Annotated in this window: 22 protein-coding genes and 1 tRNA gene; 8 read left to right on the top strand and 15 right to left on the bottom strand. The window is 65.9% G+C overall.

What is annotated here, in order from left to right:
* Positions 1–191 precede the first annotated feature (191 nt).
* The 7 genes from D9V34_RS05565 to D9V34_RS05535 all read right to left on the bottom strand — a co-directional run bounded on the left by D9V34_RS05565 (position 192) and on the right by D9V34_RS05535 (position 7,521).
* The gene (locus tag D9V34_RS05565) at positions 192–1,277 is read right to left on the bottom strand and encodes an SIS domain-containing protein (protein WP_183091867.1); all 1,086 of its coding nucleotides are present in this window, start codon (positions 1,275–1,277) and stop codon (positions 192–194) included.
* Between the two features lie 50 nt (positions 1,278–1,327).
* Positions 1,328–2,077 carry an ATP-binding cassette domain-containing protein gene (locus D9V34_RS05560; protein ID WP_121687892.1) on the bottom strand — a complete coding sequence of 250 codons (750 nt, stop codon included), beginning with the start codon at positions 2,075–2,077 and terminating at the stop codon, positions 1,328–1,330.
* Positions 2,074–3,339 (bottom strand): alanine racemase, encoded by a 1,266-nt coding sequence (locus D9V34_RS05555; protein ID WP_121687891.1) that lies wholly within the window; start codon positions 3,337–3,339, stop codon positions 2,074–2,076. Before D9V34_RS05555 ends, D9V34_RS05560 begins: the two co-directional genes overlap by 4 nt.
* 8 nt (positions 3,340–3,347) lie before the next feature.
* Positions 3,348–4,328 (bottom strand): ABC transporter permease, encoded by a 981-nt coding sequence (locus tag D9V34_RS05550; RefSeq protein WP_121687890.1) that lies wholly within the window; start codon positions 4,326–4,328, stop codon positions 3,348–3,350.
* Positions 4,325–5,269 carry an ROK family protein gene (locus tag D9V34_RS05545; RefSeq protein ID WP_121687889.1) on the bottom strand — a complete coding sequence of 315 codons (945 nt, stop codon included), beginning with the start codon at positions 5,267–5,269 and terminating at the stop codon, positions 4,325–4,327. Before D9V34_RS05545 ends, D9V34_RS05550 begins: the two co-directional genes overlap by 4 nt.
* On the bottom strand, positions 5,266–6,288 hold the full coding sequence (locus D9V34_RS05540) for a phosphotriesterase family protein (protein WP_121687888.1): 1,023 nt from the start codon (positions 6,286–6,288) through the stop codon (positions 5,266–5,268). The genes D9V34_RS05545 and D9V34_RS05540 overlap by 4 nt, the downstream gene beginning before the upstream one ends.
* Positions 6,289–6,396: 108 nt before the next feature.
* Positions 6,397–7,521: a substrate-binding domain-containing protein gene (locus D9V34_RS05535; protein WP_030147546.1), complete on the bottom strand. Its 1,125-nt coding sequence runs from the start codon at positions 7,519–7,521 to the stop codon at positions 6,397–6,399.
* Positions 7,522–7,755: 234 nt separating this feature from the next.
* On the opposite strand from D9V34_RS05535, the gene D9V34_RS05530 reads away from it, so the two are divergent.
* Entirely contained in the window at positions 7,756–8,958 is a 1,203-nt protein-coding gene (locus tag D9V34_RS05530) for an ROK family transcriptional regulator (protein WP_183091866.1), read from the top strand.
* 87 nt (positions 8,959–9,045) lie between these two features.
* Complete coding sequence (locus tag D9V34_RS05525) at positions 9,046–10,083, top strand: LLM class flavin-dependent oxidoreductase (RefSeq protein ID WP_121687886.1); 1,038 nt, start codon at positions 9,046–9,048, stop codon at positions 10,081–10,083.
* 61 nt (positions 10,084–10,144) lie between these two features.
* On the opposite strand, the gene D9V34_RS05520 is transcribed toward D9V34_RS05525, so the two are convergent.
* The 8 genes from D9V34_RS05520 to D9V34_RS05490 all read right to left on the bottom strand — a co-directional run bounded on the left by D9V34_RS05520 (position 10,145) and on the right by D9V34_RS05490 (position 16,737).
* Entirely contained in the window at positions 10,145–12,073 is a 1,929-nt protein-coding gene (locus D9V34_RS05520) for a histidine acid phosphatase (protein WP_121687885.1), read from the bottom strand.
* A 95-nt stretch (positions 12,074–12,168) separates the two neighbouring features.
* Positions 12,169–12,702, bottom strand: coding sequence for a GNAT family N-acetyltransferase (locus D9V34_RS05515; protein WP_121687884.1), 534 nt, complete (start codon positions 12,700–12,702; stop codon positions 12,169–12,171).
* Positions 12,703–12,803: 101 nt separating this feature from the next.
* Entirely contained in the window at positions 12,804–13,286 is a 483-nt protein-coding gene (locus D9V34_RS05510) for a hypothetical protein (protein ID WP_121687883.1), read from the bottom strand.
* A gap of 15 nt (positions 13,287–13,301) precedes the next feature.
* Positions 13,302–14,321: a hypothetical protein gene (locus D9V34_RS05505; RefSeq protein ID WP_147441624.1), complete on the bottom strand. Its 1,020-nt coding sequence runs from the start codon at positions 14,319–14,321 to the stop codon at positions 13,302–13,304.
* Positions 14,318–14,836 carry an RNA polymerase sigma factor gene (locus D9V34_RS05500; RefSeq protein ID WP_121687881.1) on the bottom strand — a complete coding sequence of 173 codons (519 nt, stop codon included), beginning with the start codon at positions 14,834–14,836 and terminating at the stop codon, positions 14,318–14,320. Before D9V34_RS05500 ends, D9V34_RS05505 begins: the two co-directional genes overlap by 4 nt.
* A 95-nt stretch (positions 14,837–14,931) precedes the next feature.
* On the bottom strand, positions 14,932–15,615 hold the full coding sequence (locus D9V34_RS05495; RefSeq protein WP_183091865.1) for an ATP-binding cassette domain-containing protein: 684 nt from the start codon (positions 15,613–15,615) through the stop codon (positions 14,932–14,934).
* Complete coding sequence (locus D9V34_RS17745) at positions 15,615–16,427, bottom strand: hypothetical protein (RefSeq protein WP_183091864.1); 813 nt, start codon at positions 16,425–16,427, stop codon at positions 15,615–15,617. The genes D9V34_RS05495 and D9V34_RS17745 overlap by 1 nt, the downstream gene beginning before the upstream one ends.
* Before the next feature lie 227 nt (positions 16,428–16,654).
* Positions 16,655–16,737, bottom strand: a tRNA-Leu gene (locus tag D9V34_RS05490).
* Between the two features lie 290 nt (positions 16,738–17,027).
* Between D9V34_RS05490 and D9V34_RS05485 the strand changes: the two genes are divergently transcribed.
* The 6 genes from D9V34_RS05485 (at position 17,028) to D9V34_RS05460 (ending at position 24,175) form a co-directional block, all read left to right on the top strand.
* Positions 17,028–17,744 carry an FHA domain-containing protein gene (locus D9V34_RS05485; protein ID WP_121687879.1) on the top strand — a complete coding sequence of 239 codons (717 nt, stop codon included), beginning with the start codon at positions 17,028–17,030 and terminating at the stop codon, positions 17,742–17,744.
* Positions 17,741–18,280 (top strand): FHA domain-containing protein FhaB/FipA, encoded by a 540-nt coding sequence (locus D9V34_RS05480; RefSeq protein WP_121687878.1) that lies wholly within the window; start codon positions 17,741–17,743, stop codon positions 18,278–18,280. Before D9V34_RS05485 ends, D9V34_RS05480 begins: the two co-directional genes overlap by 4 nt.
* Before the next feature lie 4 nt (positions 18,281–18,284).
* Positions 18,285–19,550, top strand: a complete 1,266-nt coding sequence (locus D9V34_RS05475) for a PP2C family protein-serine/threonine phosphatase (RefSeq protein WP_121687877.1) — start codon at positions 18,285–18,287, stop codon at positions 19,548–19,550.
* A 77-nt stretch (positions 19,551–19,627) separates the two neighbouring features.
* On the top strand, positions 19,628–20,974 hold the full coding sequence (locus D9V34_RS05470; RefSeq protein WP_245991926.1) for an FtsW/RodA/SpoVE family cell cycle protein: 1,347 nt from the start codon (positions 19,628–19,630) through the stop codon (positions 20,972–20,974).
* Positions 20,967–22,424 (top strand): peptidoglycan D,D-transpeptidase FtsI family protein, encoded by a 1,458-nt coding sequence (locus D9V34_RS05465; RefSeq protein WP_121687876.1) that lies wholly within the window; start codon positions 20,967–20,969, stop codon positions 22,422–22,424. The genes D9V34_RS05470 and D9V34_RS05465 overlap by 8 nt, the downstream gene beginning before the upstream one ends.
* Positions 22,421–24,175, top strand: a complete 1,755-nt coding sequence (locus D9V34_RS05460) for a protein kinase domain-containing protein (protein ID WP_121687875.1) — start codon at positions 22,421–22,423, stop codon at positions 24,173–24,175. The genes D9V34_RS05465 and D9V34_RS05460 overlap by 4 nt, the downstream gene beginning before the upstream one ends.
* Positions 24,176–24,192 lie beyond the last annotated feature (17 nt).

The raw sequence follows: 24,192 nt of genomic DNA, 5'->3' as shown, positions 1-24,192 counted from the left end.
TTCCGCTTGAGGCCGGCCGCTCTAGCGAGCCGCACCTTTGGGGTGATGAGTATTACTTTACGCAGGTTCCAGGGTTCCGGCAAATCCGGCCCGCCTGATGGCGTGTCGGAACAGCACTCCCCCGGAAACATGCGGATCCCCTCGTTTCGCCCGTACGCGGGGAAAACGAGGGGATCCGAAAATGGTGCGAACTAGTGCGTGAGCGTGACCTTGTTCAGGCCGGCCGGGGAATCCGGATCGAGTCCGCGCTGGAGCGCAAGCTCGAGGGCGAGTGACTGGAGCGGGATGGTCTCCAGGATCGGCACCCCTCCCATCGGGACCTGTGGCAGGGTGATGTGCGCATCGGCGAACTCGATCACACCCGGGCCCACCTCCAGTACGTCGGCACCCAGTGCGTGGGCCTTCTCGGCAAACTCGATCACCGAGTCTCGTCCCAGTGCGGTCCCGGTCAGCACCACCGCGACCGTTCCCGGAGTCACCTGGCCGAGCGGGCCGTGGATCGCATCGGCGGCGCTCCAGCCCGACGCGGCGATCGCGTTGGTTTCCATGAGCTTGAGCGCACCCTCGCGAGCCGAGGACATCGAGACTCCGCGGCCCACCACCACGATGCGCTCCCGTCCCGAGAGCAGGGCGAGCGCCGCGGCCGATGCCGAAGGGTCCGCTAGGAAGGCCTCGGCGCTGTCGGCGAGCAGATCAACCCGCGGCAGAATCGCGTCCCACTCCTCCCCCGCCGCACGCAGCACCAGTAGCACGATGGCCAGCAGTGAGGCGGTGTAGGTCTTGGTCGCGGCCACCGAGAGCTCGGGACCGGCGGACAGGTCCACTGCGACGTCCGCGAGCTCGGCCAGCGGGCTGTCACCGTTATTGGTGAGACTGAGCACCGGGGTACCACCCGCGCGGATCGACTCCACGGTGGCGATCAGGTCCGGGGAGCGTCCCGACTGAGAGATCGCGATGGCCAGCGCATTGGGGTAGCGCAGCTGCGGGGCATTCGGGTGCACGCTGGCCGGGGTGGCCAGCGCAACCGGGATCCCCAGCACCGCGTGAATCAGATACTGCGCGTAGTTGGCGGCGTGGTCGCTAGATCCGCGGGCCACCATCACGATCAGTTCGGGCTTGCCCTCGGTGATCAGCGCGGCCGCCGCATCAATCTGTGCGCGGGATTCGCGGACCAGCTCGCGCCAGCGCACGGGTTGTTCGGCGATCTCCGCACGCATCAGCGCACCGGGCACACGCACGTCTTTGTTCGGGGCATCCAGGTTGTTCTCGGTCGACATGGCTCCCAGGCTATAGTCTGCGCCGGGCTCCGTGGGGAATTCTTTTTCGCTCATGAGGTGAGCCCGGTGATCATCGCGATCAGCTCGTTGTGGGTGACCTCGTCGATGCGCTTGGTCGCCACCTGGGTCCCGCGGCGCAGGACCGTCACCCGATCGGCCACCCGGAAGACCTGTTCCATGTTGTGGCTGACGATCAGGACCCCGGCTCCACGCTCGCGCAGGCGCATGATGATCTGCTCCACCCGGGCGGTCTCGGCCACACCGAGGGCCGCGGTGGGCTCATCCATCAGCACCAGGCTGCTCGCCCAGTTGGTGGCCCGAGCGATGGCGATGCCCTGCCGCTGACCACCGGAGAGGTCGCTCAGCGGTGCCTTGGCCGAGGGGATACGCACGTCCAGCTCGTCCACCAGAGCCTGGGTCTGCGCCGCCATCTCGCGACGGTCCAGGGTCCCAAAGGGCTTCTTGCGTAGCTCGCGCCCCAGGAACATGTTCATGTAGACGGGCTGCAGGTCCACCAGGGCCAGGTCCTGATAGACCACCTCGACACCCTTGGTGCGGGCATCCGAGGGATCGCGGAAGTTGGTGGGGGCACCGTTCAAGCGGATCTCGCCGGCGGTGGGCTGGTACATCCCCGAGATGATCTTGACCAGGGTGGATTTGCCCGCTCCGTTATCGCCGACCAGGGCGACGATCTCACCGGGTTTGATCTGCAGGTCGAAGTGCTTGATCGCGACGATGCCACCAAAGTGCTTGGTGATCCCGTCCAGCTGGAGGGCAAAGGTGTCGGTACTGGTGCTCATGAGTTGCTCCCGGCGTTGTGGGCTGCGGTGTGGGTACCCGACGTACCGGTGGCGAAACCATCGGCGGCGTGGGTGAGGGGTGCCGAACCATCGGCGGACCAGATGCCCGCGAGGACCGGGTTTCCGGTGGAGAGGCCGGAGATCCCCGCGGTCAAACCGCGGGTGACAAACACCTGGGGGCGGAATCCGAAGATGACGGTATCCCCCGGGCAGGCCCGGTGCGCGCCCGCCCCCGGGATGGTGGCGTAGTAGTCGATGGCCGAGGCGTCGGGCATATCTACCTGCTGCGGGACCGCCGTAGCCGGGTCGTCCTGGGCACCGAGCACCAGCGCCTCGGTGCGTGCCGAACCCAGGACCGGGTCCACGTAGAGTCCGCCGCCAAACACATAGGCGCGGTCGTTCCACAGGTGCGAGACCTCGGAGACGTAGGCGATGGCCGGGTCCTCGGCGAGGTCCTGGACCGCGTGCAGCGGGGTGGTCCCGGTGAGCCCGTGTCCGGGCTCCACCTGGGTCGCCCCGGCTTCGGCGAGCGCGGGGAAGATCGCCGTCGAGGTGGTGCCGGGGGCATTCACCACGATGTTGTGCCGGCCCGCCCAGTCCAGCTCGTGCAGCGCCTCGGTCAGGGTCCCCAGGTTCGGGGTGGGCTTAGCGGTGCCGGATTCGGGATCGAACAGGGTCGCCGGGAAGGTGGTAATCCCGGCGAAACGCACTCCGGGGATCGCATCCAGGCGGTCGGCCACCCGGGCAATCTGGTCGGCCTCGAACCCGCCCTCGTGTCCCGGGTAGAAGCGGTCTCCGGGGGCGAAGATGCGGGCGAGCACATCCTGCTCTCGCCCCAGCTCCAGCGCCGCGGCACCGGCCTCGCGGGCCTTCTGCTCGGAGAAAACGGTCCAGTACAGCGGGTTCAGCGCGGCGGCGGTCGCCGCGCTGTGCCGCGGGATCTGGACCAGGTGTCCGAGGTGTCCGGTGGCCAGTCCGCCCGAGGCCGCGGCCACCGCACACTCGAGGTCTACCCCCACCGCGTGGGTGATTCCCCCGGCACGGATCGCGGCCGAGGCATCGGGGTTGCGGCCGATCTGCTTGGTCATCGCAAACGGGGTGAACCCAAAGCGGGCGGCCTCGGTCGCAATGTAACCGGCATTGCGGGTGACCGCATCCAGGTCGATTACATAGGTGTTCGGCGGGATCAATCCGTCGCGGTGGAACTGGGTGGCAACCCGCAGGAGTTCGGGGTTGCGGCGGCGCAGGAGATCAAGAAACATGACGGGTCCTAACTGCTCTTCTTGGCGCGGAGGGAGAGGGAGACGGCGATCAGGATGATCACGCCGCGCACGATCATCTGCTGGGCCACGGTGAGGCCGCCGAGCAGCAGGCCGTAGTTAATCATGCTCATGAACAAACTGCCCACCAGGGCGCCGATCATCGAGGCCTTACCACCGGTGAGCGCGGTGCCGCCGACGATGACCGCCGCCAGCACACTCATCAGGTCCGATCCACCCAGGGTGTAGGTTGCACCGGCCAGACGGCCCGAGTAGAGCAGACCCGCGAGACCCGCGGTCACCCCACTCAGGGCAAACACGATGAGCTTGACCCGGTTCACCCGAATCCCGCTGACCGAGGCGGCGGCCGCGCGGTTACCCACCGCAAGCACGTGGGCACCGAAGCGGCGCTGACGCAGCACATGCCAGCCCAGGGCCACCATCACGATGCTCCAGACCACCAGGATCGGCATCCCGGCGATGTCTCCGGCACCGAAGATCCAGCTGAAGACCGGCTCGGTCACCGGAACCGACTGCAGGTTGGTGAGCTGCTGGGCGAGCCCGGCGACCAGACCCATCGTGGCCAGGGTGACCAGGAAGGAGGGCAGGCGCACCAGGGTGACAAACAGTCCGTTGACCAGACCCACCACCGCGCCGATCGCCAATCCGGCGAGCGCCGCGAGCCACCACTGTCCGGTGGCCTGGAGGGAGACCGCGGCCACCAGGGCCGAGAGCGCAACCGTGGAGCCGATCGACAGGTCGATCTCGCCGAGGCTCAGCATGAACACCGTGCCCACCGCCATCACGGTGATCGGGGTCGCCTGAGTGATGATGGTCACCAGGGTGGTGGGGTTCACAAAGTTCGCCCCCTGGGTTGCGGCGAAGTAGATAAATACAACGATAAATCCGATGTAGACGACGTACTGCCGCCAGTTCACCCGGCGGAAACGACCGCCGACGGTGAGTGTTCCGTCTGCCTGGGTCACGGTCATGATGCTTCACTTTCTCTGGGGAGGGAGGAGGGGGTGATCGCCGCGGCGAGCGCGAGGTGGACGGCACCGTGCAGCGGGGCGTCATCGCCCAGTTCGCTGCTGCGGACACGCAGTCCCGGGCGTCCCAGACGCGCCAGCCAGTGATCAAGGGGGGCGAGGAGCTCGGGTCTGGACCCGATTCCCCCGCCGAGAATGTAGAGGCCCGGATCCACCACCGCGTCGATGGCGAGCAGGGTGTGGGCGAGCCAGCGCGCCTGGGTGTCCAGTGCCCGGATCGCGAGCGGATCCCCCGCCTCGGCCGCGGCGAAAACCTCGCGGGCGGTGTGCGGGGGTTCCCCGGCGGGCTGCGGGAGGCGCTGGGCCAGCACGTTGCCGGCCACAACCTCCTCGAGGGCACCGCGGCGCTGATTGCGGGGATCGAGAGGATCGCTGCCAAACGGAAGATATCCAACCTCCCCGGCGGCGCCGCTGACCCCAGGCCAGACGGACCCCGCAAGCACCAGTCCCACGCCGATCCCGGTGCCCACCGAGACAAAGGCGAAGCTCTCGCTCTCGCGGCCGGCACCGGCGTGCAGCTCGCCGAGGGCGGCGATGTTGACGTCGTTCTCGATCACCACCGGGTGACCCAGCCGACGCCGCAGCTCGGCGACCAGCGAAACCTCGCCCAATTCGCCGAGATTCGGCGCCTGGGTGAATCCGCTCCCATCGGGCAGCGGAACCCCGGCACCGCCGATAGCCGTGCCCACCACCAGTGCATCCGGGGCCAGGACCGAAAGCCGGGTGACGATATCGGTGAGCTGGGCGATCAGCGCGATTCCCGGACGGGTGGGCTCGGTGAGCCGGTGTAGGAGTCTGCCCCGGGTATCGGCCAGGGCCGCGCGCACCTTGGTGCCACCCAGGTCGATGCCCACCACCACGGCGGGGTGTGTGGCGGCACTCACAGTCCCAACACCTCCCCGGGACCGGTGGCCAGCAGGAGTTCAAGATTGGACTCGGAGACGCCGCGCTCGATCAGCATCGGCACAAACACCTCACCCAAATAGGAGTAGCCGTGCTGGCCGTGGGTATCGGGGTTCAGCCACACCTCGGCACCGGTGAGGTCCTGGGCCAGCAGGATGCGGCCGGCCAGACCCTCGGCGGCGAGCGCGGCCACCAGGTCGGCGCGGCCCCGATCGGAGCGGTGGAACGCGCGCTTGGGATACTCCCCCTCGCCGCGCTCCCCCGCGGGGGCCGGGCCCAGGAAGAAGTCCCAGTCCTGCTTGCCGATGGTGTCGATCGCGATTCGGGCGCCGGTGTCGAGGATCCGGCGGGGCAGGTCGGGGTCGAGCTGGGTATCGAGGTGGCCGATGACCACCCGGTCCAGATCCACACCCTCCGCGCGCAGCAGGGCGATCTGCTCCAGCGCCATCGAACCGTGGGTTGTGTGGGTCATGATCGACAACCCGGTCTCCCGGTGTGCGCGGGCGATGGCCCGCAGACACTTCTCCTCATGGGCGGAGATCACATTCAGTCCGGTGGCCTGCTCGCCAAAGACGCCGGCGCGTACCCCGGAGGATCCGATTCCTTCGGTGGCGTCGCGCACCAGGCGGGTGACCAGCTCATCGAGGCTGGCCTCGCGGGCCCACCCGGGCGAATACGACTCCAGGTACAGTGCGGTGCCCGAGATGATGTGCAGTCCGCTGCGCCGGGAAACCTCGCGCAGCAGGGCCGCGTTGTCCCCCTGGGCATCGCGACCCACAACCCCGTAGGGGCTGAGATCCACCACGGTGAAGAAGCCGAGTTCGGGGAGCCGAGACAAGGCATCCACCGCGAGATCCACCGCGTTCGCGGCGGCCGCCTCGCTGCCAGGGCCACCCACCTGCCAGGGGCCGGGGGTGAGGGAGAGCAGGTGCTCGTGGGGCATGATCCGCCCCAGTTCCGAAACCGGAACCGGACCGAGAACGGTCATTGCCTGGGTCATGATGTGCTCCTAGATCACACCCGACGGTGCGGGGAGAGGGGATGACGGGGAGGAAATGATGGGTGGCCGCGCGGGGGAACACGACCACCCATCGGTCTTTGGGGCGTGTTACTTGCCCACGCTCGCGGGGAGGTCGGAGCCGTAGTCGGCCTTCCAGGCGTCCTTGAGGTTGTCGCCGGTGACCGAGGTCGGGTCCGAGGCCACCAGGGCCGGGGCCGGCTTGTTCAGGACACCGAAGGCACCGGCGAGGGCCAGGCCCTGCCCGATTCCCAGCGAACCATTGCCCACCAGGCCGGCGACCGGACCGTTCCCCACCATGGCCGCGGCCAGGGTCGTGTCGAGGTCGTTGGTGACCACCTTGATGTCGGTGCGTCCGGCGGCCCGAATGGCGGCCACCACACCCTGAGCCGCGGTGGCCCAGGAGACGTAGATCGCCTTCATGTTCGGGTGCTTGGCGATCATCGCGGCGGCGATGGTCTGGGTCGCGGTCTCGTCGGCGAAACCCTCGCTGTCGACGATCTGCATCTTCGGGTAGGAGTAGCCCAGCCAGTCCTTGAAGGCCTGGTCGCGCTGGTTGGTGAACCAGAAGTTGGCGTTGTAGGAGAGGTAGCCAACCTCACCCTCACCCTTCATCTCCTTGCCGATGATGTCGGCGTTGGCTTTGCCGGCCTTGCTGAGGTCCTCGGTGACGATCGAGACGAAGTCCTTGCCCGCCTTATATCCGGCCGGCGGGGTGGTCATAATCACGAGCTTGGTGCCCGAGTCCACCACCGGCTGGAAAGCCTTGGCGGCGGAGGTGGGGTCCACGGCGATACCCACCACGATCGAGGGGTGCAGGGCGAGCACGGTCTGGACGTTATTGGCCTGGGTGGCCGCGTTGAAGCCGGCCTGGGTGCTGGCGACCACCTTGATGCCGAGTTTTTCGAACTCCTCGCGGGCACCCTTTTCTACGGCGGTCACGAAGTCGGAGGAGGTGTGCCAGACGAAGGCGGCGGTGAAGTTACCGGCCTTAACCTTGGCGATCTCGTCGGCGGTGAGCGAGAGCGCGCTGAGGGCGTCGGGCTTTTCGCCGTTGGGGCCGGCGAAGGTCAGGGTGGGCTGGGTGGCACTGCTGGTCGGCGTGGAGGCCGGACCGGAGGTGGCGGCACAGCCGCTGAGGGTGAGCGAGAGCGCGATGGCTCCGGCAATGGCGATGCGGGCGCCGAAGCGTCGGCCGGGGCGGGTGATGTGCATGGGGTGACCTTCCAGGTGCGACTGCTGATTGAGAGGGATATCGCGATCGGTTTTGCCCCCGAATAACCTGCCCACCATCGCGAACTCGATTCTGGTTTTATTTTCATCGAGCAATCAAATCTAAACTCGCGAATGTGTCGGGCGTGTTTCCAGGCCGTAAAAACCGCGATACGCCCACCGAGAACCCGAACATGCGGTACTTTTAGATTCAGGCTGAGCACAAAAGGGAGCACCATGGTCCAGGACACTCGAGAACTCAATCGCAGCGCCGTGCTCACCACCCTGCTGCTGGAGCGACCGGCCAGCCGCAAAAAACTCGCCACCGCCGCCGGGATCTCCGCCGCCACCGTGACCCGCGCCGTGGAACAGCTGATCGGCGAGAACCTGATTACCGAGACCCAGGAGATCGTCTCCGAGCAGCGCGGACGCCGGGCGGTGCAGCTCGACCTACGTGCAGACCTGGGCATCGTGGCCGGGGTGGATCTGGGTGCCAGCAAAACCCGGATCGTGATCGGCCATATCCACGGAACCCCGCTGGCCGTGCGCGAGCTGGCCACCCCCGGCACACTTGACCTCCCGGCGCTGATCGACTGGTTCGCCGGAGTCATCCTCGACCTCTCGGCCGGATTCGCCGCCCCCCTGCGCCAGGTCGCCCTCGGGGTCCCCGGCTCGCTGGAGATCCCTGAGCAGCGCATTTCCCACGCCCCCAACCTGCCGCAGATCGAGGGCACCGAATTCCTCGCCGCCCTGCGCACGGCACTGCCCTGCGCGGTCGTCTGCGATAACGACGCCAACTTTGCCCTGCTGGGCGAGCTGCACTTCGGTGCCGCCGCCCACTCCCCCAATGCCGCCCTGCTGAGCCTCGGGTTTGGACTGGGAAGCGCGCTGGCGATGGACGGTAGGGTTTTGCGTGGAACCCGCGGCCTGGTGGGTGAGTTCGGCCAGCTTCCGATCGGTCCGATGGGTGCCCGGCTTGAACACCTGGTCACCGGCGGCGGAATCCTGCGCCAGGCGGAGCTCGCGGGGATTGCACTGGAGAGCCCGGCCGATCTCTTCGTGAGCGATCCGGCCCCGCGCATCGCCGCACTCCGTCAGCAGTTTGAACAGGGACTGATGGTGGCCCTCACCGCGGTGTCGGTGTCATGCGACCCGGATACGGTGGTGCTCAGCGGCGGCCTCTCCCGCGCCCTCGCCCCCGAGCTGGCGCGCTATCAGGAACTGCTGGGCGGCCACCTCCGGCTCGCGCCGCGCCTGGAACTGGCAACCCTGGACGACTTCTCCGGCGCCGTGGGGGCGATGGTGTCGGCCCTGCAGCACTGCTACCGCGACCTGGGCGCACTCCCCGAGGCGCTCCCCCGACTGCCCCACGGGGTGCACGTCGATCGCGCACGCCTGGCGGCCCTGAAATCGGTTGAGCCGGTGGTGCCGGTCGGATAACCGATTCGGTGTGGTGGGAATAGATTCACTCCGATCCGGTTATTGTATGCAAATGCATCGAAATCGGTCGACCCTAGGAGAGCCATCATGACCAGACCCCTCGAGCTTGGACTCGACACCTTCGGCGATGCCACCGTCGACGCCACCGGCACCCGTCTGAGCGACGCCGAGGTTATCCGCAACGTGGTCGCCCAGGGTGTCCTGGCCGACCGGGTGGGAGTGGACTTCTTTGGCATCGGCGAGCACCACCGCGACGACTTCTCGGTCAGCGCCCCCGACATGATCCTGGCCTCACTGGCCGGTCAGACCTCGCGGATCAAGCTCGGCACCGCCGTGACCGTGCTCAGCAGCGATGACCCGATCCGCGTCTATGAGCGCTTCGCAACCCTCGACGCTCTCTCCAACGGGCGCGCCGAGGTCATCCTCGGCCGCGGCTCGTTCACCGAGTCCTTCCCGCTGTTCGGCTACGACCTCGCCGACTATGAGACCCTCTTCAGCGAGAAGCTGGACCTGTTTGCCACCCTGCGCAGCGAGGGTCCGGTGACCTGGTCGGGCACCATTCGCCCGCCCCTGAAGGACCAGCGTGTGTACCCGCGCACCGAGAAGGGCGCGGTGACCGCCTGGATCGGAGTGGGCGGTTCCCCCGAGTCCGTGGTGCGCTCGGTCGAGTACGGCATCCCGATGACCCTGGCGATCATCGGCGGCGACCCCGCACGCTTTGTCCCGTATGTGGACCTCTACCGCCGCGCGCAGGAGCAGGTCGGGTCCACCGGCATGCCGCTCGGCGTGCACTCCCCCGGACACATCGCCGCGACCGACGCCCAGGCCCGCGAGGAGCTGTGGCCGCACCAGCTGGTGATGCGTAACCGCATCGGTGCCGAGCGAGGCTGGCCGGCGATGACCGAGCAGGAGTACGTGGACGAAATCGAGCACGGGTCGCTGTATGTGGGTTCCCCGGACACCGTGGCGAAGAAGATCGCCCGGACCGTCAAGCTCCTGGGAACCGACCGGTTCGACCTCAAGTACGCTAACGGAACCATGCCACATGAGCAGCTGCTCTCGAGCATCGAGCTGTATGGGACCGAGGTGATCCCGCGGGTGCGGGCGATCCTGGATCGCGACTAACACGATAGACAACGGCCCCGGCCGGGAGAGATCCCGGTCGGGGCCGTTGCCGTGTGTGGAGCTAGAGCTCGGTTTCGGATTCCTCGAGGCGACGACGACGCAGGACAAACCATCCCACGGCGAGCGCGCCGAGGAGCAGGGCGCTGCTGGCCAACAGGGCGAGCGGCATCAGGTTTTCGGCCTCGAGACCGGCGGACACCAGCGCCCCCGCGGCCGCCGGGTGAGCCGAAAGCTTCGCGGAGGACGGACCGGTGCGCACCGTATCGTTCGGTGCCACGCTGGTCGGTGCCGGAGACGCCGTCGGAACCGCGGTCGGGTCCGGCGCCGAGGTCGGGTCCGGGCTCGCGGTCGGGTCCGGGCTCGCGGTCGGGTCCACGGGCGCGGCGGCGATCCGCGGATCCTCGATCCGCTCGGCTCCGTTCAGGCAGTGCTTGAGCTCCGACACCTTGTACCAGGTCGAGCCGGCGGCCACCGGAACACACGCATCGGTGAAGCCGATCTCCTGCTCGTTGTAGAGCATCCGCACCAGCGGGGTAAACGCCCGGCCGGTGGCCGGATCGGTGCCCACCCGGCCGGATACGTCCCACTGCACGTTGGCGGCCATCGGGGTCACAGCCTCCCCGCGCCACGGGTTGTTGGTGTAGTCAAACACGTCATTCAGTGACTGCGGGTGCGCGTTATCCGGGGCCTGCCGAGTGGATCCCGGGAGCTTGAGCAGGGCAGCAAACGGGATGATCGTCTCGGCGTGGGCGAAGCGGAATGTTGCGGCCACCTTATTCCCGGCCACCCGGTCATCGATGGTTGTGAAGAAGTCATCCAGCAGCGGCTGAGCCACCCGATAGGTATCGTCGTGCCCCGCGAGCCCCGGACCCTTCTCGTAGAAGTCCTCGGCGTCCAGCAGCGAGGCGAACCACTCCAGGTCGGCATCGCGCCCGTTGAGATAGGAACCAAAATCGAAGGTGTGGTCACCGGTGTTCTCGGCGGTCATGTCCGCACCGATGATGTAGAGGTTGTAGAGCGTCATGGCGGCATCCACCGGGGTCGCGATGACCTTCTTGGGGCTCCCGCAGGCCGACTTATCCTTGGCCGGATCGGCACCGGGCGCACAGCTCACCGCGCCCTTCTTAGTGCCATCCACGGTGTTGTACCAGACGTGACCAGGAGTCCCGATCTTGGCGATGAAGTCCGGGGTGAAGATGCCCGAGAGCACATCGTCGGCGGCGCTTACCGAACGCGGCAGAGCGTTGATGTAGTCGAGGGCCGCGGAAATGGTCCCGCCCGGGGCCGTCTGCGCGGCCACATAGGCCTCATAGGCCTGGGCACGCGCAAGCTCCGGTGAGCCGGCGGGCTTGGTGGTGCCGTCGGGGTTTTGTGATTTATGGAAGTAGAGCAGATCGGGGCGCGGTTCCGGAGTGATCCCCCGGGTCAACGCGCCGGCACCGGCCTTCGCCACCCCGGCCAGAAAGTTGGTGCCCGACTCGGTGGCGCGGGCCTCCCCCGAGGTTTCGGCGATGATCCGGTCGCCGTCCTTTTCGGCCTGGGCAAACAGGGCCGCGTTGCGGGCGACCGCGCGCTCCCCGAGACCCTGGTGCTGGGTCGCGCCCTGACCGGTCAGCTGGCCATAGCCGTTCTGCACGTTGGCGGCGGTGATCCCCCGCAGATCGGCCAGGAACCGCTGCCCGATCTCGGGACTCACAAACCCGTTTTCGGCGAGCGCGGTCTCGGACAGTCGGGTCAGCAGCGCATCGTACTTATACTCGGACAGCCCCCGCGATCCATGGCGGGCCACGGATTCGGTGAGCAGCGGGGTATAGCCATCCGGGGCGTGGGTGTATCCGGCCAGGGTCGCCGCGTCGGGCTCCCGATAGGGCTGCTTTGAGCTCAGGTGAGCGCCGGTCTCGGCACCGGCACCGGCGGCGACCGCGAGGGTCAGGGCAAATACTCCCGCGCCAAGCACAAGGCGTGCGGGGGTGGAACGAAGGGAAATCACGGATGTCCTAGACGGTGAGGTGTGCACGCCCGCGACATCACTCGCGGCGTGAGGGCCGCCTGCGACGCTATGTGTCGCGAATGAATGCCCGGTGTCTAGGCGGTAACATCCCCCGGACGGGGGTGCCACTTACCGGCCCGCACCATCCGAATTTCCCGCGTATCGTACTCCCACGCCTGGGCGGCCCCATCGGGAACAAAGCCGTGCTTGCGATAGAAGCGTTGGGCACGCGGGTTGGGGTCGAGCACCCATAAGACCGCGAGGGAGTCCGGGTCAAGGACGGAATTCAGGAGCCGCGCGCCGAGACCCGTCCCGTGTTGTTCAGCAAGGACATAGAGGACTTTGAGCTCGCTCGCTCCCGGGACATCCGGCTCCTCGGCGGGCCCAGACATCGCGATGCCCACCATGGTGCCCGCGATCTCGGCCACGTTTAAGAAACGATCGGATCCGATCGGCCTCGACAGCATTTTTCCCCACATATCCGCGCGACGCCGAGGCTCCTCGGGATCATCCAGTACCGCATCCGGCACGTCCCCCCGATAGGTTTCCTGCCAGGCACGAGCGTGCACGGCACCAATGGCGGCGGCGTCCGAGGCCCGAGCGGGACGAATGAGGGCGATGGGGATCATCCCAGGAATCTAACACCACGGGTGGGGAGACCTGGATGATTCGTGCCCGCACTCACCCACAAGCCCCCGTCACCGGCCGGGTGACGGGGGCTCGGAAAAACCTAGCAGCCGACGCGGGTGATACTGGCGCTGGTGTTGACCTGCGAGCCGGCCGGAACCACCAGCACCGGGGACGAACCGTTGTATCCGAAGGCGGTTCCCGAGGAGCGGGCGTTCGCCACCGACCGAACGGCGGATCCCAGCGGGGCCACCGAGTTCGTGGCCGTGCAGCTGGTGAATGAGATCTTTGATCCGGCCCCGCCCGTGGACGTATAGGCACACATGCTGCCCGTGGCACAGTTACCAACGGCGAAGGTCGAGAGACTCCCCTCCAGCACAATATTCAGGATGGTCTCACCGCCATTCCAGGTGACCTCACCCGGTCCGGTCTGCACACCACCGGGGAACTCAACCAAAACCTGGTTGACCCGGTCTTGAACCTGGTCGGAACGGCTCGGGGTGGCCGCCTGGGCGGCGGTGGTGCCACCGATCAGCAGCGTGGCCAGGAGTGCGGCGGCGGGGAGGACGCGGGCGCTCAGTTTCATGTGATGTTTCCCTTTCTAGAACCAGGCGTTGTAGTCAATTACTGCGGGTGCCTGGAGATCAGATCGGTCGGTGCCCGTATACACGTTTTCGTATGCGATTACACCGCGTGTGGGGGTCACCACCAAAACATCGAGGGTGCGTCCCGGATCGCGGGATTCGGTGCTGATGCTGACACCGGTCCGTCCGAGTCGGTCGGTCACGGTGCCGTCCACCCGAATATCCGGCAGAGTCGCGAGGAACGCCAGCATTTCTGCCTGCTGCAGGGAGGTCAGCGCCCGCTCCACCAGGAGGTTTTTGACCGCGGTGAAGTAGTCGCCCGTGCTCGGCGTTGCCCCCAGTCCCCCGCCGGAGCGCAGGTAGGCACCCCAGTCGGTGACCCCGTCGGGGCTGCTAAACAGATAGCCGTACTGGCCGGGCTGGTAGGTGTGTCGATCCAACAGGGTTCCGGGTGCGGGCCCGTCGGATCCGGAAAGCTGATGTCCGGCGGAATCAAAGTTGCCCGCCGCACGGCGCTCGGACACCGTGGATCCATCGGGCAGGCTGATGATGTCAAAGCGCTGCGGCACGATCGACCGGGGTGGATCATCGGGGGTAAAAGCCAGCGCCCAGTTTTGGAAGCGCACGCGTTGGGCCGCGGGCTGATGAGCCCCCCGCAGCGACTCGCTCATCGACTGCAGCAGGGTTTCGGGCTGCTGGTTGTCCAGGGGAACCGCAACCAGCGGCTGAGGGGTCACCGCACGGGCCAGCGGGGTCTGCCCGGGCCAGAGCGACATCGACGTGGCCGCCACCACAAGGATGGCGATGAGGGACGCAACAACCGCGAACGTGGGCACCCGGAACCGGCGAATGCGTGCAGCGCGGCCGTGGTTGGTGCCCCGGGATCGAAGACCCGTGTGGCTGTGAATGTGTGCGCTCGTGCTCTGAACACGCTCAAGGAGCGCGAGTTCGCGTTCACCGAGTGCGGAGCCGAGAGGAGTCGTGGCCGGATCGATGCCGGACATGAGCCTCGCGAGCGCGTCATTCCCCGTATTCATTTGCGTCCCCCATCGGTCATTCCAGCAACAAACGGCTCGCCCATCAGGACACGGAGTTTCTTCCGTGCCCGGCTGAGAATCGCCCAGGCCGACGCCACGGAACAGGAGAGAGCCACCGCAACTTCTGCGGCCCCAAGGCCCTCCCAATAGGTCAGCAGGATTGCTTCCCGTTCCCTGTCCGTGAGCTTCAACAGCGAGCGCCCGAGTGCGATCTTCTCCAGCGTGTCCGCGCCCTCCTCCTGCTCCGACAGCACGCGTTCGAGGGTCTCTTCGACGGCTCGTTTACGTTCGGCGGATCGGAAGTGGTCGTTGATCTTGTTGGATGCGACCCGATACAACCAGGGCAACTCGATCGAGTCTCCCTGTTGGTATCGGACCCAGGCGGCCGTAAACGTCTCGGCCGCGATGTCTTCGGCGAGCGCCGCGCTTGGTACGCGCCGCTCCGCATAGCGTCGAACAAGGACGTAGTTCGCATGGAACACGTGCTCGAACACCGCCGATTGCTGCCTAGTCATCCACTCAGTTTTCTTGCTTGCGTTGTTGCCTCCCACCCTGTCTATCGACGCAGTGGAGGATTCCTGACATTCAACCCGAAAAAATCTTTGAACGGTTAATAGGTCTCAACTGTTTCGTCCCGGATCATCAGGTGCTGGGTGGCGAGCTCCTGGACATCGGTCAGGGACTGGGTGGCCACCACAATCGTGGTCCCCGCCGCGTGCAGGTCGCGCAGGATCCGGATGACACGCTCTCGGTTGTCTGGATCCAGGTCCGAGAAGGGCTCATCCAAAATCAGGACCCGCGGATCCTCCATCAGGGCCTGGGCCAGTGCGAGCTGCTGAACCATGGCGGGTGAGTATCCGCGTACCCGGTGTGGGTTATCGGGCTCAAGGCCCACCCGGCGCATGGTGGCAACGAGGTGTTCCTCGCTCACCACCCCGGCAATGGCCGCCAGTGTGCGCAGGTTTTCCAGGCCGGTGCGTCCGGGGATAAACCGCGGACGATCGATGGTGATCCCAAAGCGTTCGGGGAAGGTCCGCCCGTAGGGAAGGTAGGCCGGGTCGATGCGCACGCTCCCACTATCGGGGGTGGTGAATCCGCACAGCATTCGCAGCAGCATCGATTTTCCGGTGCAGTGCGAACCGGTGATCACAGTGAAGGATCCCTCGAGGATGTCAAAACTCACGTCGCGATAGAGCGTGTTTCCGCGCACACACTTCCCCACCGCGGACACGGCAATCACCGGCACGGCCGGTGTTCCCGGGCGCTGCCGGGGCACCGAGTTGAGGGTGAACACTAGAGCAGACCGTCGGCGTTTTTGGCGGAGGAGCGCCACAGCGCCGCGGCGGCGAAGATGCTGGCGGCCACCAGGGCTCCGGCCGGGGCAAAGATCGGCGCACCCACGCTGGCGCCGTCGTGCAGGGCGCTGTAGGGGGCCACGACGTTGAGCCAGCCGATATCGGCGGGGATCAGATAGCCGAGCACGGCGGCAACCAGCATGGTGATACCCCAGGCGAGGACAACCTTTCGGGTGGACCAGACCAGCATGGTCGCCAGCGCACAAAAGACCAGCAGTGAGGCAAAGAGCCCCAGCAATCCCAGGTGGAACACCGCGGATTCGGCGACAAACATCGGCATCTGGTGTTCGAGCATCGCGGATCCGGTGACCAGCACGATCCCCACGCCGATCGTGAACGCGGCGGCGTGCGGAATCTCACGCATCAGGATCGCCGCGCTCCAGCGTCGATAGCTCCCGTGACGCAGGGCGGCGTACAGCTTCAGGCCACCATCGGCATCCTCGCTGCGCGCCAAAAACGCGCTGGCGTATCCGAGGGTGAGCAGGAGGGTCATGACGTAGTTCGGAATGTCTCCGTAGGCACCGGCAAAAAAGGCTTCGGTGATCCCGATTCCTCGGGCATCGGCCCCGAGGTGCGCGGTGGCCACCGAGAGCGCGGCAATCCCCAGCAGGATGACGGTGGATCCCAGCCGACTGCTCAGCATCGTGAACAGGGCGTGACGGATGGCGGCGCCGTTCAGGCGCCGCGTCACTCCCGGAACACCGGCATCGGGTACCCCGACTCCGAGGATTGATCCCACACTCTCTGCCACCGCTGATTCCCCTGTCCGCCGGTTTCGCCCCCTGGCAAAACCTCAGGTCCACAGACCCGCATCTACCTACTTAACGTCCCAGCGGGGAAATCCTGACAAAAGATTTTTAACGTTAGTTATGTGACAACGATGGGGTCCTCGATAACGATGCTCGAGCGGGGTGGCCATGCACAAAGTATCCGGAAACGACGAAAGGCTCCCCAGCTGGGGAGCCTTTCGATCAATTGTGCGCGAGGGGGGACTTGAACCCCCACGCCCTTACGGGCACTGGCACCTGAAGCCAGCGCGTCTGCCATTCCGCCACTCGCGCAATTGACACACTTTCGTGTATTCGTTCCTCACTTCCGTGCGGACTTCATGAGATTATCACAGCCCTCATTTGGATCCCTAATCGAGGGGCATTCTTCGGCACCGATGGGCGTGTCGCCCCGGTGTTACCCGGATTTTTTCGGCGCGAGTCCCGCCCGAAAACCTCCGGGAACCGGAAAAGATTTGAACAAATTCCAGGCCCGAGCGCGCGTTCTGAGATGCCAGGTTCAGCCTCGCCGACTAACATGGGCCTAGCCGATCGGCACCTCAACCAACACCCCGGGGAGATCTGTGGGCATTCTGGACAGTTTCGAGAAGGGTCTCGAGCGCGCCGTTAATGGTGCGTTCGCGAAGACCTTCCGCTCGGGATTGCAGCCGGTGGAAATCTCCTCGGCTCTTAAGCGTGAGCTGGACACCACGGCCGCCGTGGTGAGCCGAGATCGCATCCTGGCCGCCAACAGCTTTGCCGTGTACCTGGCCCCCACCGATTTCGAACGCATGTCGAAGATGGGCAGTGCTCTGGTGGAAGAGCTGGTGGCGATCGTCAAGAAGTACGGCCGAGCCCAGGGCTACACCTTCGCCGGCGCCGTGAGCATCTCGCTGCGCCCGGATCAGGGACTCAGCGAGGGCATCATGCGGGTGGACACCGAGGATCCGCAGACCGACGTGGTGTGGCTTCCCGCGCTGGATATTGCCGGTCAGCGCTATCCGCTGGCCCGAGCCCGCACCGTGATTGGACGCGGATCCGACGCCGATATCACCATTGCCGACCCCGGAACCTCACGGAAACACGTGGAGATCCTCTGGGATGGCAAGCGCGCCCAGGTCCACGACCTCGGTTCCACCAACGGCTCCGAGCTCAACGGACAGCGTGTCAGCCAGGCCCTGCTTGAGGACGGTTCGGTCATCCAGATCGGCCGCACCCAGATCACCTATCGCCTCCTGGCTCAGTCGGCACCCAAACCGGCCGAGAAAAACAACGACGGATTCTGGGGGAACCCCGTATGAGTGATCTCACCCTCCTCGTGCTTCGGCTGGGATTCCTGATCCTGCTCTGGCTCTTTGTTTTTGGCGTGGTCTATTCGCTGCGAGCCGACCTGTTTGGTCGCTCAGCCCGCAAGGTCAAACCCCGGGTGGCCGCCGCGGCTCCCGCACCCAAACCGGTGCCGGTCGCGGTTCCGCCCGCACCGGCGCCTCGTCCGGCAGCCCCAGCCCCGGTCTCCTCGGCCACCAGCCGCACCCGCGCCAACACCCACACCTGCGACCGCCTGGTGATCCTCTCCGGCCCGCGTGCCGGCCAGGACCGTCCGCTCGGCACCGGCCCGATCAGCATCGGCCGCTCCTCGGATTCCAATGTGATCCTCAAAGACGACTACACCTCGACCCACCACGCACGTCTGCTGCTCTGGGGCGAGGACTGGATGCTCCAGGATCTCGATTCCACCAACGGCACGTTCCTCGACGGCAAGCGAATTTCGGCTCCCACCCCGATCCATCTGGGTGACGTGATCAAGGTGGGGGCAACCACCTTCGAGCTGCGGTGATCGCATGACCGTCGGCGGTAAGAGCGCGGCACTCTCCCATGTGGGACGGGTGCGCAGCAACAATCAGGATTCCGGGTACGCCGGGAACTCGCTCTTTGTGGTCGCCGACGGCATGGGAGGGCACGCGGGTGGCGATGTGGCCAGCGCCGTGGCCCTGCGCCGCATCATCGAGGCGGATATCGACTACCCCACCGCTCAGGATGCCGCCGCCGCCCTGCAAACCGCGATAATCGCGGCCAACGGTCAGCTGACCGAGGCCGTCTTTGAACACCCCGAGCTCACCGGTATGGGCACCACGGTGGACGCCCTGGTCCGCGTGGGCGATGAGGTCGCGATCGCCCATATTGGCGACTCCCGCATCTACCTGCTGCGCGATGGTGAGCTCAGCCAGATCACCACCGATCACACCTTCGTCCAGCGTCTGGTGGATGCCGGTCGGATCACCGAGGAAGAAGCGCTGGTTCACCCGCGCCGCTCGGTACTGATGCGGGTTTTGGGCGACGTGGATCAGTCCCCCGAGGTGGATACCATCGTCCTGGGAACCCAGCCCGGGGATCGCTGGCTGCTGTGCTCGGATGGCCTCTCCGGTGTGGTGGATCGCGAACTTCTGCGTGCCACACTGATGGCCGACCTCTCCCCCGCCGAGGTGGCCGACCGGCTGGTGCGCTACACCCTGGATCGCGGCGCCCCGGACAATGTCACCGTGGTGATCTACGACGTTTCCACCGAGAGCGTAGAGGGCGACGTACAGACCGTCGGTTCCGCCGCGAAGCCCCTGGCCTTTGAGATCTCGGCGCCGCGCCGCACCAGCATCCTGCCGGCCCTGCGTCTGCCCGGAACCCGCGCTACCGCCGCGGCCACCCAGCTTCCGCCGGTTCCGGCCGGTGTGGAGTCCGACGAGTTTTATGGCGAGCTTCTGGAGGAGGACGCCCGTCGTATCCGGCGCCGCCGCCTCACCTGGGGTGTGGGAGCAATGGTTGTGCTGCTCGCGCTGCTGCTGGCAGCGGTCATCGGCTATTCCTGGACCCAGTCGCGCTACTTTGTGGGCCAGAGCCCCGACCGCAGCACGGTAACCATCTATCAGGGTGTGCCGCAGGATCTCGGTTTCATCTCGCTCTCCCATGAGTATCGCGATACCGATATCAAGCTCAGCAAGCTCCCGGAGTACGACCGTAATCTGGTCCGACAGAACGTCCCGGCCGACTCCCTCGATGATGCCGACGCGATCGTGAACCGACTCCGTCAGCTCAGCAAGGAGGGCGACCAGTGAGCACCGAAGCCCTGAACACGCGTGCGCCCGCGGCCGGTGGTGTCGCCCTCCAGGCCGATACCGGCGTGATCCGGACGATGCGAAAACTACGGATGCCCAAGACGCACCGTAACCGTGAACTCGCGCTGCTGATTTTTGCCTGCGTGGTCAACGCCGGTGCCCTGATGAGTGTTCAGCTGGGTGCTCTGGGGCAGATCGAACCCGAGATTCTGGCGCTGTGTGGGGCCCTGGCCTCGCTGGTATTCGGCCTGCACATCTGCCTGCGCTTTGTCGCCCGCGATGCCGACCCGATCATCCTGCCGGTGGCCACCGTGCTTAACGGCCTGGGTCTGGCGATGATCTACCGGATCGATGTGGCTCGCAACGTGTCGGGCTGGTCGGCTGCCTCGACCCGGCAGATCGTATGGAGCTCGATCGCGATCATCGCGGCGATCATCGTGATCCTGCTAATCCGCAACCACCGCGTGCTCTTCCGCTACACCTACCTCTTTGGGCTCGGCGCCTTCATCCTGCTCCTGCTGCCCCTGGTTCCCGGCCTGGGCCGTACCGTGGGCGGCGCGACCGTGTGGATCGGCATCGGCGACGTGGTCAACTTCCAGCCCGGTGAGATCGCCAAGATTTTCCTGGCTATCTTCTTCGCCGGTTATCTGGTGCGCACCCGCGACACCCTGGCCCTGGTGGGCAAGAAGTTCCTGGGCATTCGATTCCCCCGACTGCGGGATCTCGGGCCGATCTTTGTGGTCTGGCTGATGTCGATGGGCATCATCGTGTTCCAGCACGATATGGGTACCGCACTGCTGTACTTCGGCATGTTCACGATCATGATCTACGTGGCCACCGGACGCCTGAGCTGGGTACTGCTGGGTATGGCCCTGTTCCTCGGGGGCGCGTACTTTGCCAGTCAGCGACTCTCCTATGTGAGTGGCCGTTTTGATGCCTGGCTGGATCCGTTCTCGCAGGCAAACTACGACAAGGTTGGCGGGAGCTGGCAGCTCGTGCAGGGCATCTTTGGTCTCGCCCACGGTGGATTCACCGGGACCGGGCTCGGTCAGGGTCGCCCGAACCTCACCCCGCTGGCCGAGAGTGACTTCATCGTGACCAGCCTCGGCGAGGAGCTGGGGCTCGCCGGACTGTTCGCGATCCTCGCGCTGTTCCTGATCCTGGTCGCCCGCGGCCTACGGATCGGTTTCAGCACGCGTGATGACTTCGGCAAGCTCCTGGCCATCGGCCTGGCGTTCACGATCGCCCTACAGGTGTTCATCATGGTGGGCGGGGTGACCCGGGTGATCCCGCTGACCGGATTGGCGACGCCGTTCCTGGCCGCCGGCGGTTCGGCCCTGGTGGCCAACTGGATCATCGTCGCGCTGCTGCTCAAGCTCAGCGACGGTGCCAAGCCCGAACTCGAGGAGTCTCGCGATGCATAAGGAACTCCGCCGGGTCGGCGCGGTTGTGGTGCTGATGTTTGCCGCACTGTTTGTGTCCTCCACCGTGATTCAGGGTGTGCAGAGCGACGCGCTGGGCAAGGATCCCCGCAACACGCGAACCCGCTATGACAGTTACCAGGTGGAGCGCGGCCCGATCGTGCTCGCCGACGGCACGATCATTGCGCAGTCGGTGCCCTCCAACGATGAGTTCCGCTATCAGCGCGAGTACCCACAGGGGCCGCTCTATGCGGGCGTAACCGGCTATTTCAACCCGATTCAGGGTGCCACCGGTATTGAGCAGTCCATGAACGACTATCTCACCGGCACCTCGAGCGATCAGTTCCTCGCGGACCTGGCCCGGATCGTCAACGGCCAGCCCGCGCGCGGTGCCCGGGTTGAGCTCTCGATCGAGTCCAAGGTGCAGCAGGCGGCCTCCGAGGCCCTCGGGAATCGTCGCGGCGCCGTGGTGGCTATCGAACCCAAAACCGGCAAGATCCTGGCGATGGTGACCAACCCCACCTTTGATCCCAACGGGATGGCCTCACACAACTCGGATGCGGTCACCGCACTCTATAAGGACCTACTGGCCAACCCGCTGGACCCGCTGATCAACCGGGCCATCGGCGGAAACCTGAATCCTCCGGGTTCGAGCTTCAAGGTCATCGTGGCCGCCGCCGCCCTGGCCTCGGGCGAATACACGGCCGAGAGCGAGTTCCCCAACCCGCAGTTCATCGAGCTGCCCGGGACCAGCACCAAGGTGTACAACTTCACTCGTGAGGCCTGTGGCCCGGGCGAGACCGTCACCCTGGCCGAGGCGATCCGGCAGAGCTGTAACGTGCCGATGGCCGAACTGGGTATTCGTCTGGGGGCGGACAAGATCCGCGAGCAGGCCGAGAAGTTTGGGTTCAATACCCCGCTGGATGTGCCGCTGCGCGTCGAGCCGAGCGTCTACCCCAAGGGAGGCGACGTGCCCAGCACCGCGCTCTCGGCCTTCGGCCAGTGGGATGTACGCGCCTCGCCGATGCAGATGGCGATGGTTTCGGCCGGAATTGCCAACGGGGGCGTCATGATGAAACCCAACATGGTCAATCGGGTGATCGCTCCGAACCTGGATGTGGTCAAATCGTTCGACCCGGAGAAACTGCGCACGGTGGTGACGCCGGATCAGGCGTCGGAGCTGACCAAAATGATGATCGCCGCGGTCGCTACCGGGCAGTCCAATAATGCAAGAATAGAGGGGGTCGACGTGGCCGGAAAAACGGGCACCGCTCAAAACGGTGTCGATGATCCGTATACGCTCTGGTTTACCGGGTTTGCGCCCGCGCAAAACCCCGAAGTTGCGGTAGCGGTCGTGGTGGAAAACGACGGTGACCTGGGACACCATTCCTCGGGAAATATTGTTTCTTCTCCGATTGCAAAGAAAGTTATAGAGGCGGTGCTGAATAAATGAGACCCACGGCAGGACTGACCTTCGGGGGACGCTACGAGCTGGTTTCGCGAATCGCTATCGGCGGTATGGGCGAGGTCTGGCAGGCGACCGACTCGGTGATCGGACGTACCGTCGCGATCAAGATCCTCAAGGATGAGTACCTCGGCGACCCGAGCTTCCTCGAGCGTTTCCGCTCCGAGGCACGCCACGCGGCCCTGGTCAACCATGAGGGCATCGCCAATGTCTATGACTACGGTGAGGAGGAGGGCAGCGCGTTCCTCGTCATGGAGCTGGTGCCCGGCGAGGCGCTCTCCACGGTGCTTGAGCGCGAGCGTGTGCTCCCCTCGGATCGTGTGCTCGACATCGTCGCGCAGACCGCCCTGGCTCTCCAGGCGGCCCACTCGGCCGGTCTGGTGCACCGCGACATCAAGCCCGGCAACCTGCTGATCACCCCGGACCACCGGGTCAAGATCACCGACTTCGGTATCGCCCGGATCGCCGACCAGGTGCCGCTGACGGCCACCGGTCAGGTCATGGGGACCGTGCAGTACCTTTCCCCGGAGCAGGCGTCCGGTCACCCGGCATCGCCGTCCACCGACATCTACTCACTGGGCATCGTTGCCTATGAGGCACTGGCGGGCAAGCGTCCGTTCACCGGTGAGTCTCAGGTGGCCATCGCCATGGCGCAGATTAACGAGGCACCGCCGGAGCTTCCGGCGACCGTCGCCGAGCCCGTGCGCAACCTGGTCTTCTCGATGCTCGCGAAGAACCCGGCCGACCGCCCGGCTTCCTCGGTGCATGTGGCTCGTGCTGCCCAGGCACTGCGCCGCGGAGACGTGGCCGCGGCCACCGCCGCTGTGCCCTCGATCGCCGATGGCGTCGCGATCACCGGTGCCACCCAGCTGATCGGTTCCTCCGAGGCCGCCACGACCCTACTCAACACCTCGGCTACCCAGCGCCAGCAGCTTTTCGGGCTGGAGCCCGAGGCTGCAGACGCCGCCGAGGGTGCCGCAGACGAGGAAAAGAAGAAGCGGAGCCCGTGGACCTGGCCGCTGATCGCGCTGATCACGATCCTGGCCATCGTGCTGGGCTTCACGATCTTTGCGCTGGTCAAGCCCGGTGACGGTGGAGACGGGGCCACCAACACTCCGTCCAATACCGTGAGTTCCGACCCGTCGGATACCCCGTCCACGACGCCCACCCCCACCGAAACCACGGTGCTGGTGGATCCCAATGCGTACGTGGGAAAGAACGGCGATGAGGTCGTGAATGCACTGTCGGGGCTGGGGTTGAAGCCCACCCTGGCCACCGGTAACGCGGCCACAAGTCGCGACCAGGTCAATACCGTGAGCAAGCTCTCCAAGAGCGGCAATGTTCCGGTGGGGAGCGATATCGTGGTGACCGTCTACGGTCCGATGGCCACGATTCCCGCCCCGGGCAGCGCGCCCGCCGTGGCATGTGGGCCCAACGGCTGCGTGGAAAACTCCAAGGCCACCGTGACCTGGGCTCGCTATGACCAGTGCCCGGCCGGCCTGCAGCTTGAGGGCTACCGCATCACCGTGAACGGCGCCACGCTCTCGGGTTCGGGTACCGTGCCGCGCGACCAGACCTCGGTGGAAATCACCCTGGGCGGGTTCCCCGGACCGGCAACCATCTCGTATGTGGCCCTGTGTGGGGAAAACAACGAGTCGCCCGCATCGCCCACCACCTCGGTGCCGATCATCCAAGTGACCGTGCCCTCCAGCACGCCGTCGTCCACACCAAACAACTAGTACCAACCGGTGGCGTA

Origin of the sequence: Mycetocola lacteus (genome assembly GCF_003667575.1) — a bacterium.
Taxonomy (GTDB): Bacteria; Actinomycetota; Actinomycetes; order Actinomycetales; family Microbacteriaceae; genus Mycetocola; species Mycetocola lacteus.
The sequence above is the reverse complement of the archived record's forward strand: the minus strand, read 5'-3'. Positions and strand labels throughout refer to the sequence as shown.

Coding starts and splice junctions, on each gene's coding strand:
- D9V34_RS05565 (WP_183091867.1), bottom strand. CDS start 1,277: ATGTCGACCGAGAACAACCTGGATGCCCCGAACAAAGACGTGCGTGTG.
- D9V34_RS05560 (WP_121687892.1), bottom strand. CDS start 2,077: ATGAGCACCAGTACCGACACCTTTGCCCTCCAGCTGGACGGGATCACC.
- D9V34_RS05555 (WP_121687891.1), bottom strand. CDS start 3,339: ATGTTTCTTGATCTCCTGCGCCGCCGCAACCCCGAACTCCTGCGGGTT.
- D9V34_RS05550 (WP_121687890.1), bottom strand. CDS start 4,328: ATGACCGTGACCCAGGCAGACGGAACACTCACCGTCGGCGGTCGTTTC.
- D9V34_RS05540 (WP_121687888.1), bottom strand. CDS start 6,288: ATGACCCAGGCAATGACCGTTCTCGGTCCGGTTCCGGTTTCGGAACTG.
- D9V34_RS05535 (WP_030147546.1), bottom strand. CDS start 7,521: ATGCACATCACCCGCCCCGGCCGACGCTTCGGCGCCCGCATCGCCATT.
- D9V34_RS05530 (WP_183091866.1), top strand. CDS start 7,756: ATGGTCCAGGACACTCGAGAACTCAATCGCAGCGCCGTGCTCACCACC.
- D9V34_RS05525 (WP_121687886.1), top strand. CDS start 9,046: ATGACCAGACCCCTCGAGCTTGGACTCGACACCTTCGGCGATGCCACC.
- D9V34_RS05515 (WP_121687884.1), bottom strand. CDS start 12,702: ATGATCCCCATCGCCCTCATTCGTCCCGCTCGGGCCTCGGACGCCGCC.
- D9V34_RS05510 (WP_121687883.1), bottom strand. CDS start 13,286: ATGAAACTGAGCGCCCGCGTCCTCCCCGCCGCCGCACTCCTGGCCACG.
- D9V34_RS05505 (WP_147441624.1), bottom strand. CDS start 14,321: ATGAATACGGGGAATGACGCGCTCGCGAGGCTCATGTCCGGCATCGAT.
- D9V34_RS05500 (WP_121687881.1), bottom strand. CDS start 14,836: ATGACTAGGCAGCAATCGGCGGTGTTCGAGCACGTGTTCCATGCGAAC.
- D9V34_RS05480 (WP_121687878.1), top strand. CDS start 17,741: ATGAGTGATCTCACCCTCCTCGTGCTTCGGCTGGGATTCCTGATCCTG.
- D9V34_RS05475 (WP_121687877.1), top strand. CDS start 18,285: ATGACCGTCGGCGGTAAGAGCGCGGCACTCTCCCATGTGGGACGGGTG.
- D9V34_RS05470 (WP_245991926.1), top strand. CDS start 19,628: ATGCGAAAACTACGGATGCCCAAGACGCACCGTAACCGTGAACTCGCG.
- D9V34_RS05465 (WP_121687876.1), top strand. CDS start 20,967: ATGCATAAGGAACTCCGCCGGGTCGGCGCGGTTGTGGTGCTGATGTTT.
- D9V34_RS05460 (WP_121687875.1), top strand. CDS start 22,421: ATGAGACCCACGGCAGGACTGACCTTCGGGGGACGCTACGAGCTGGTT.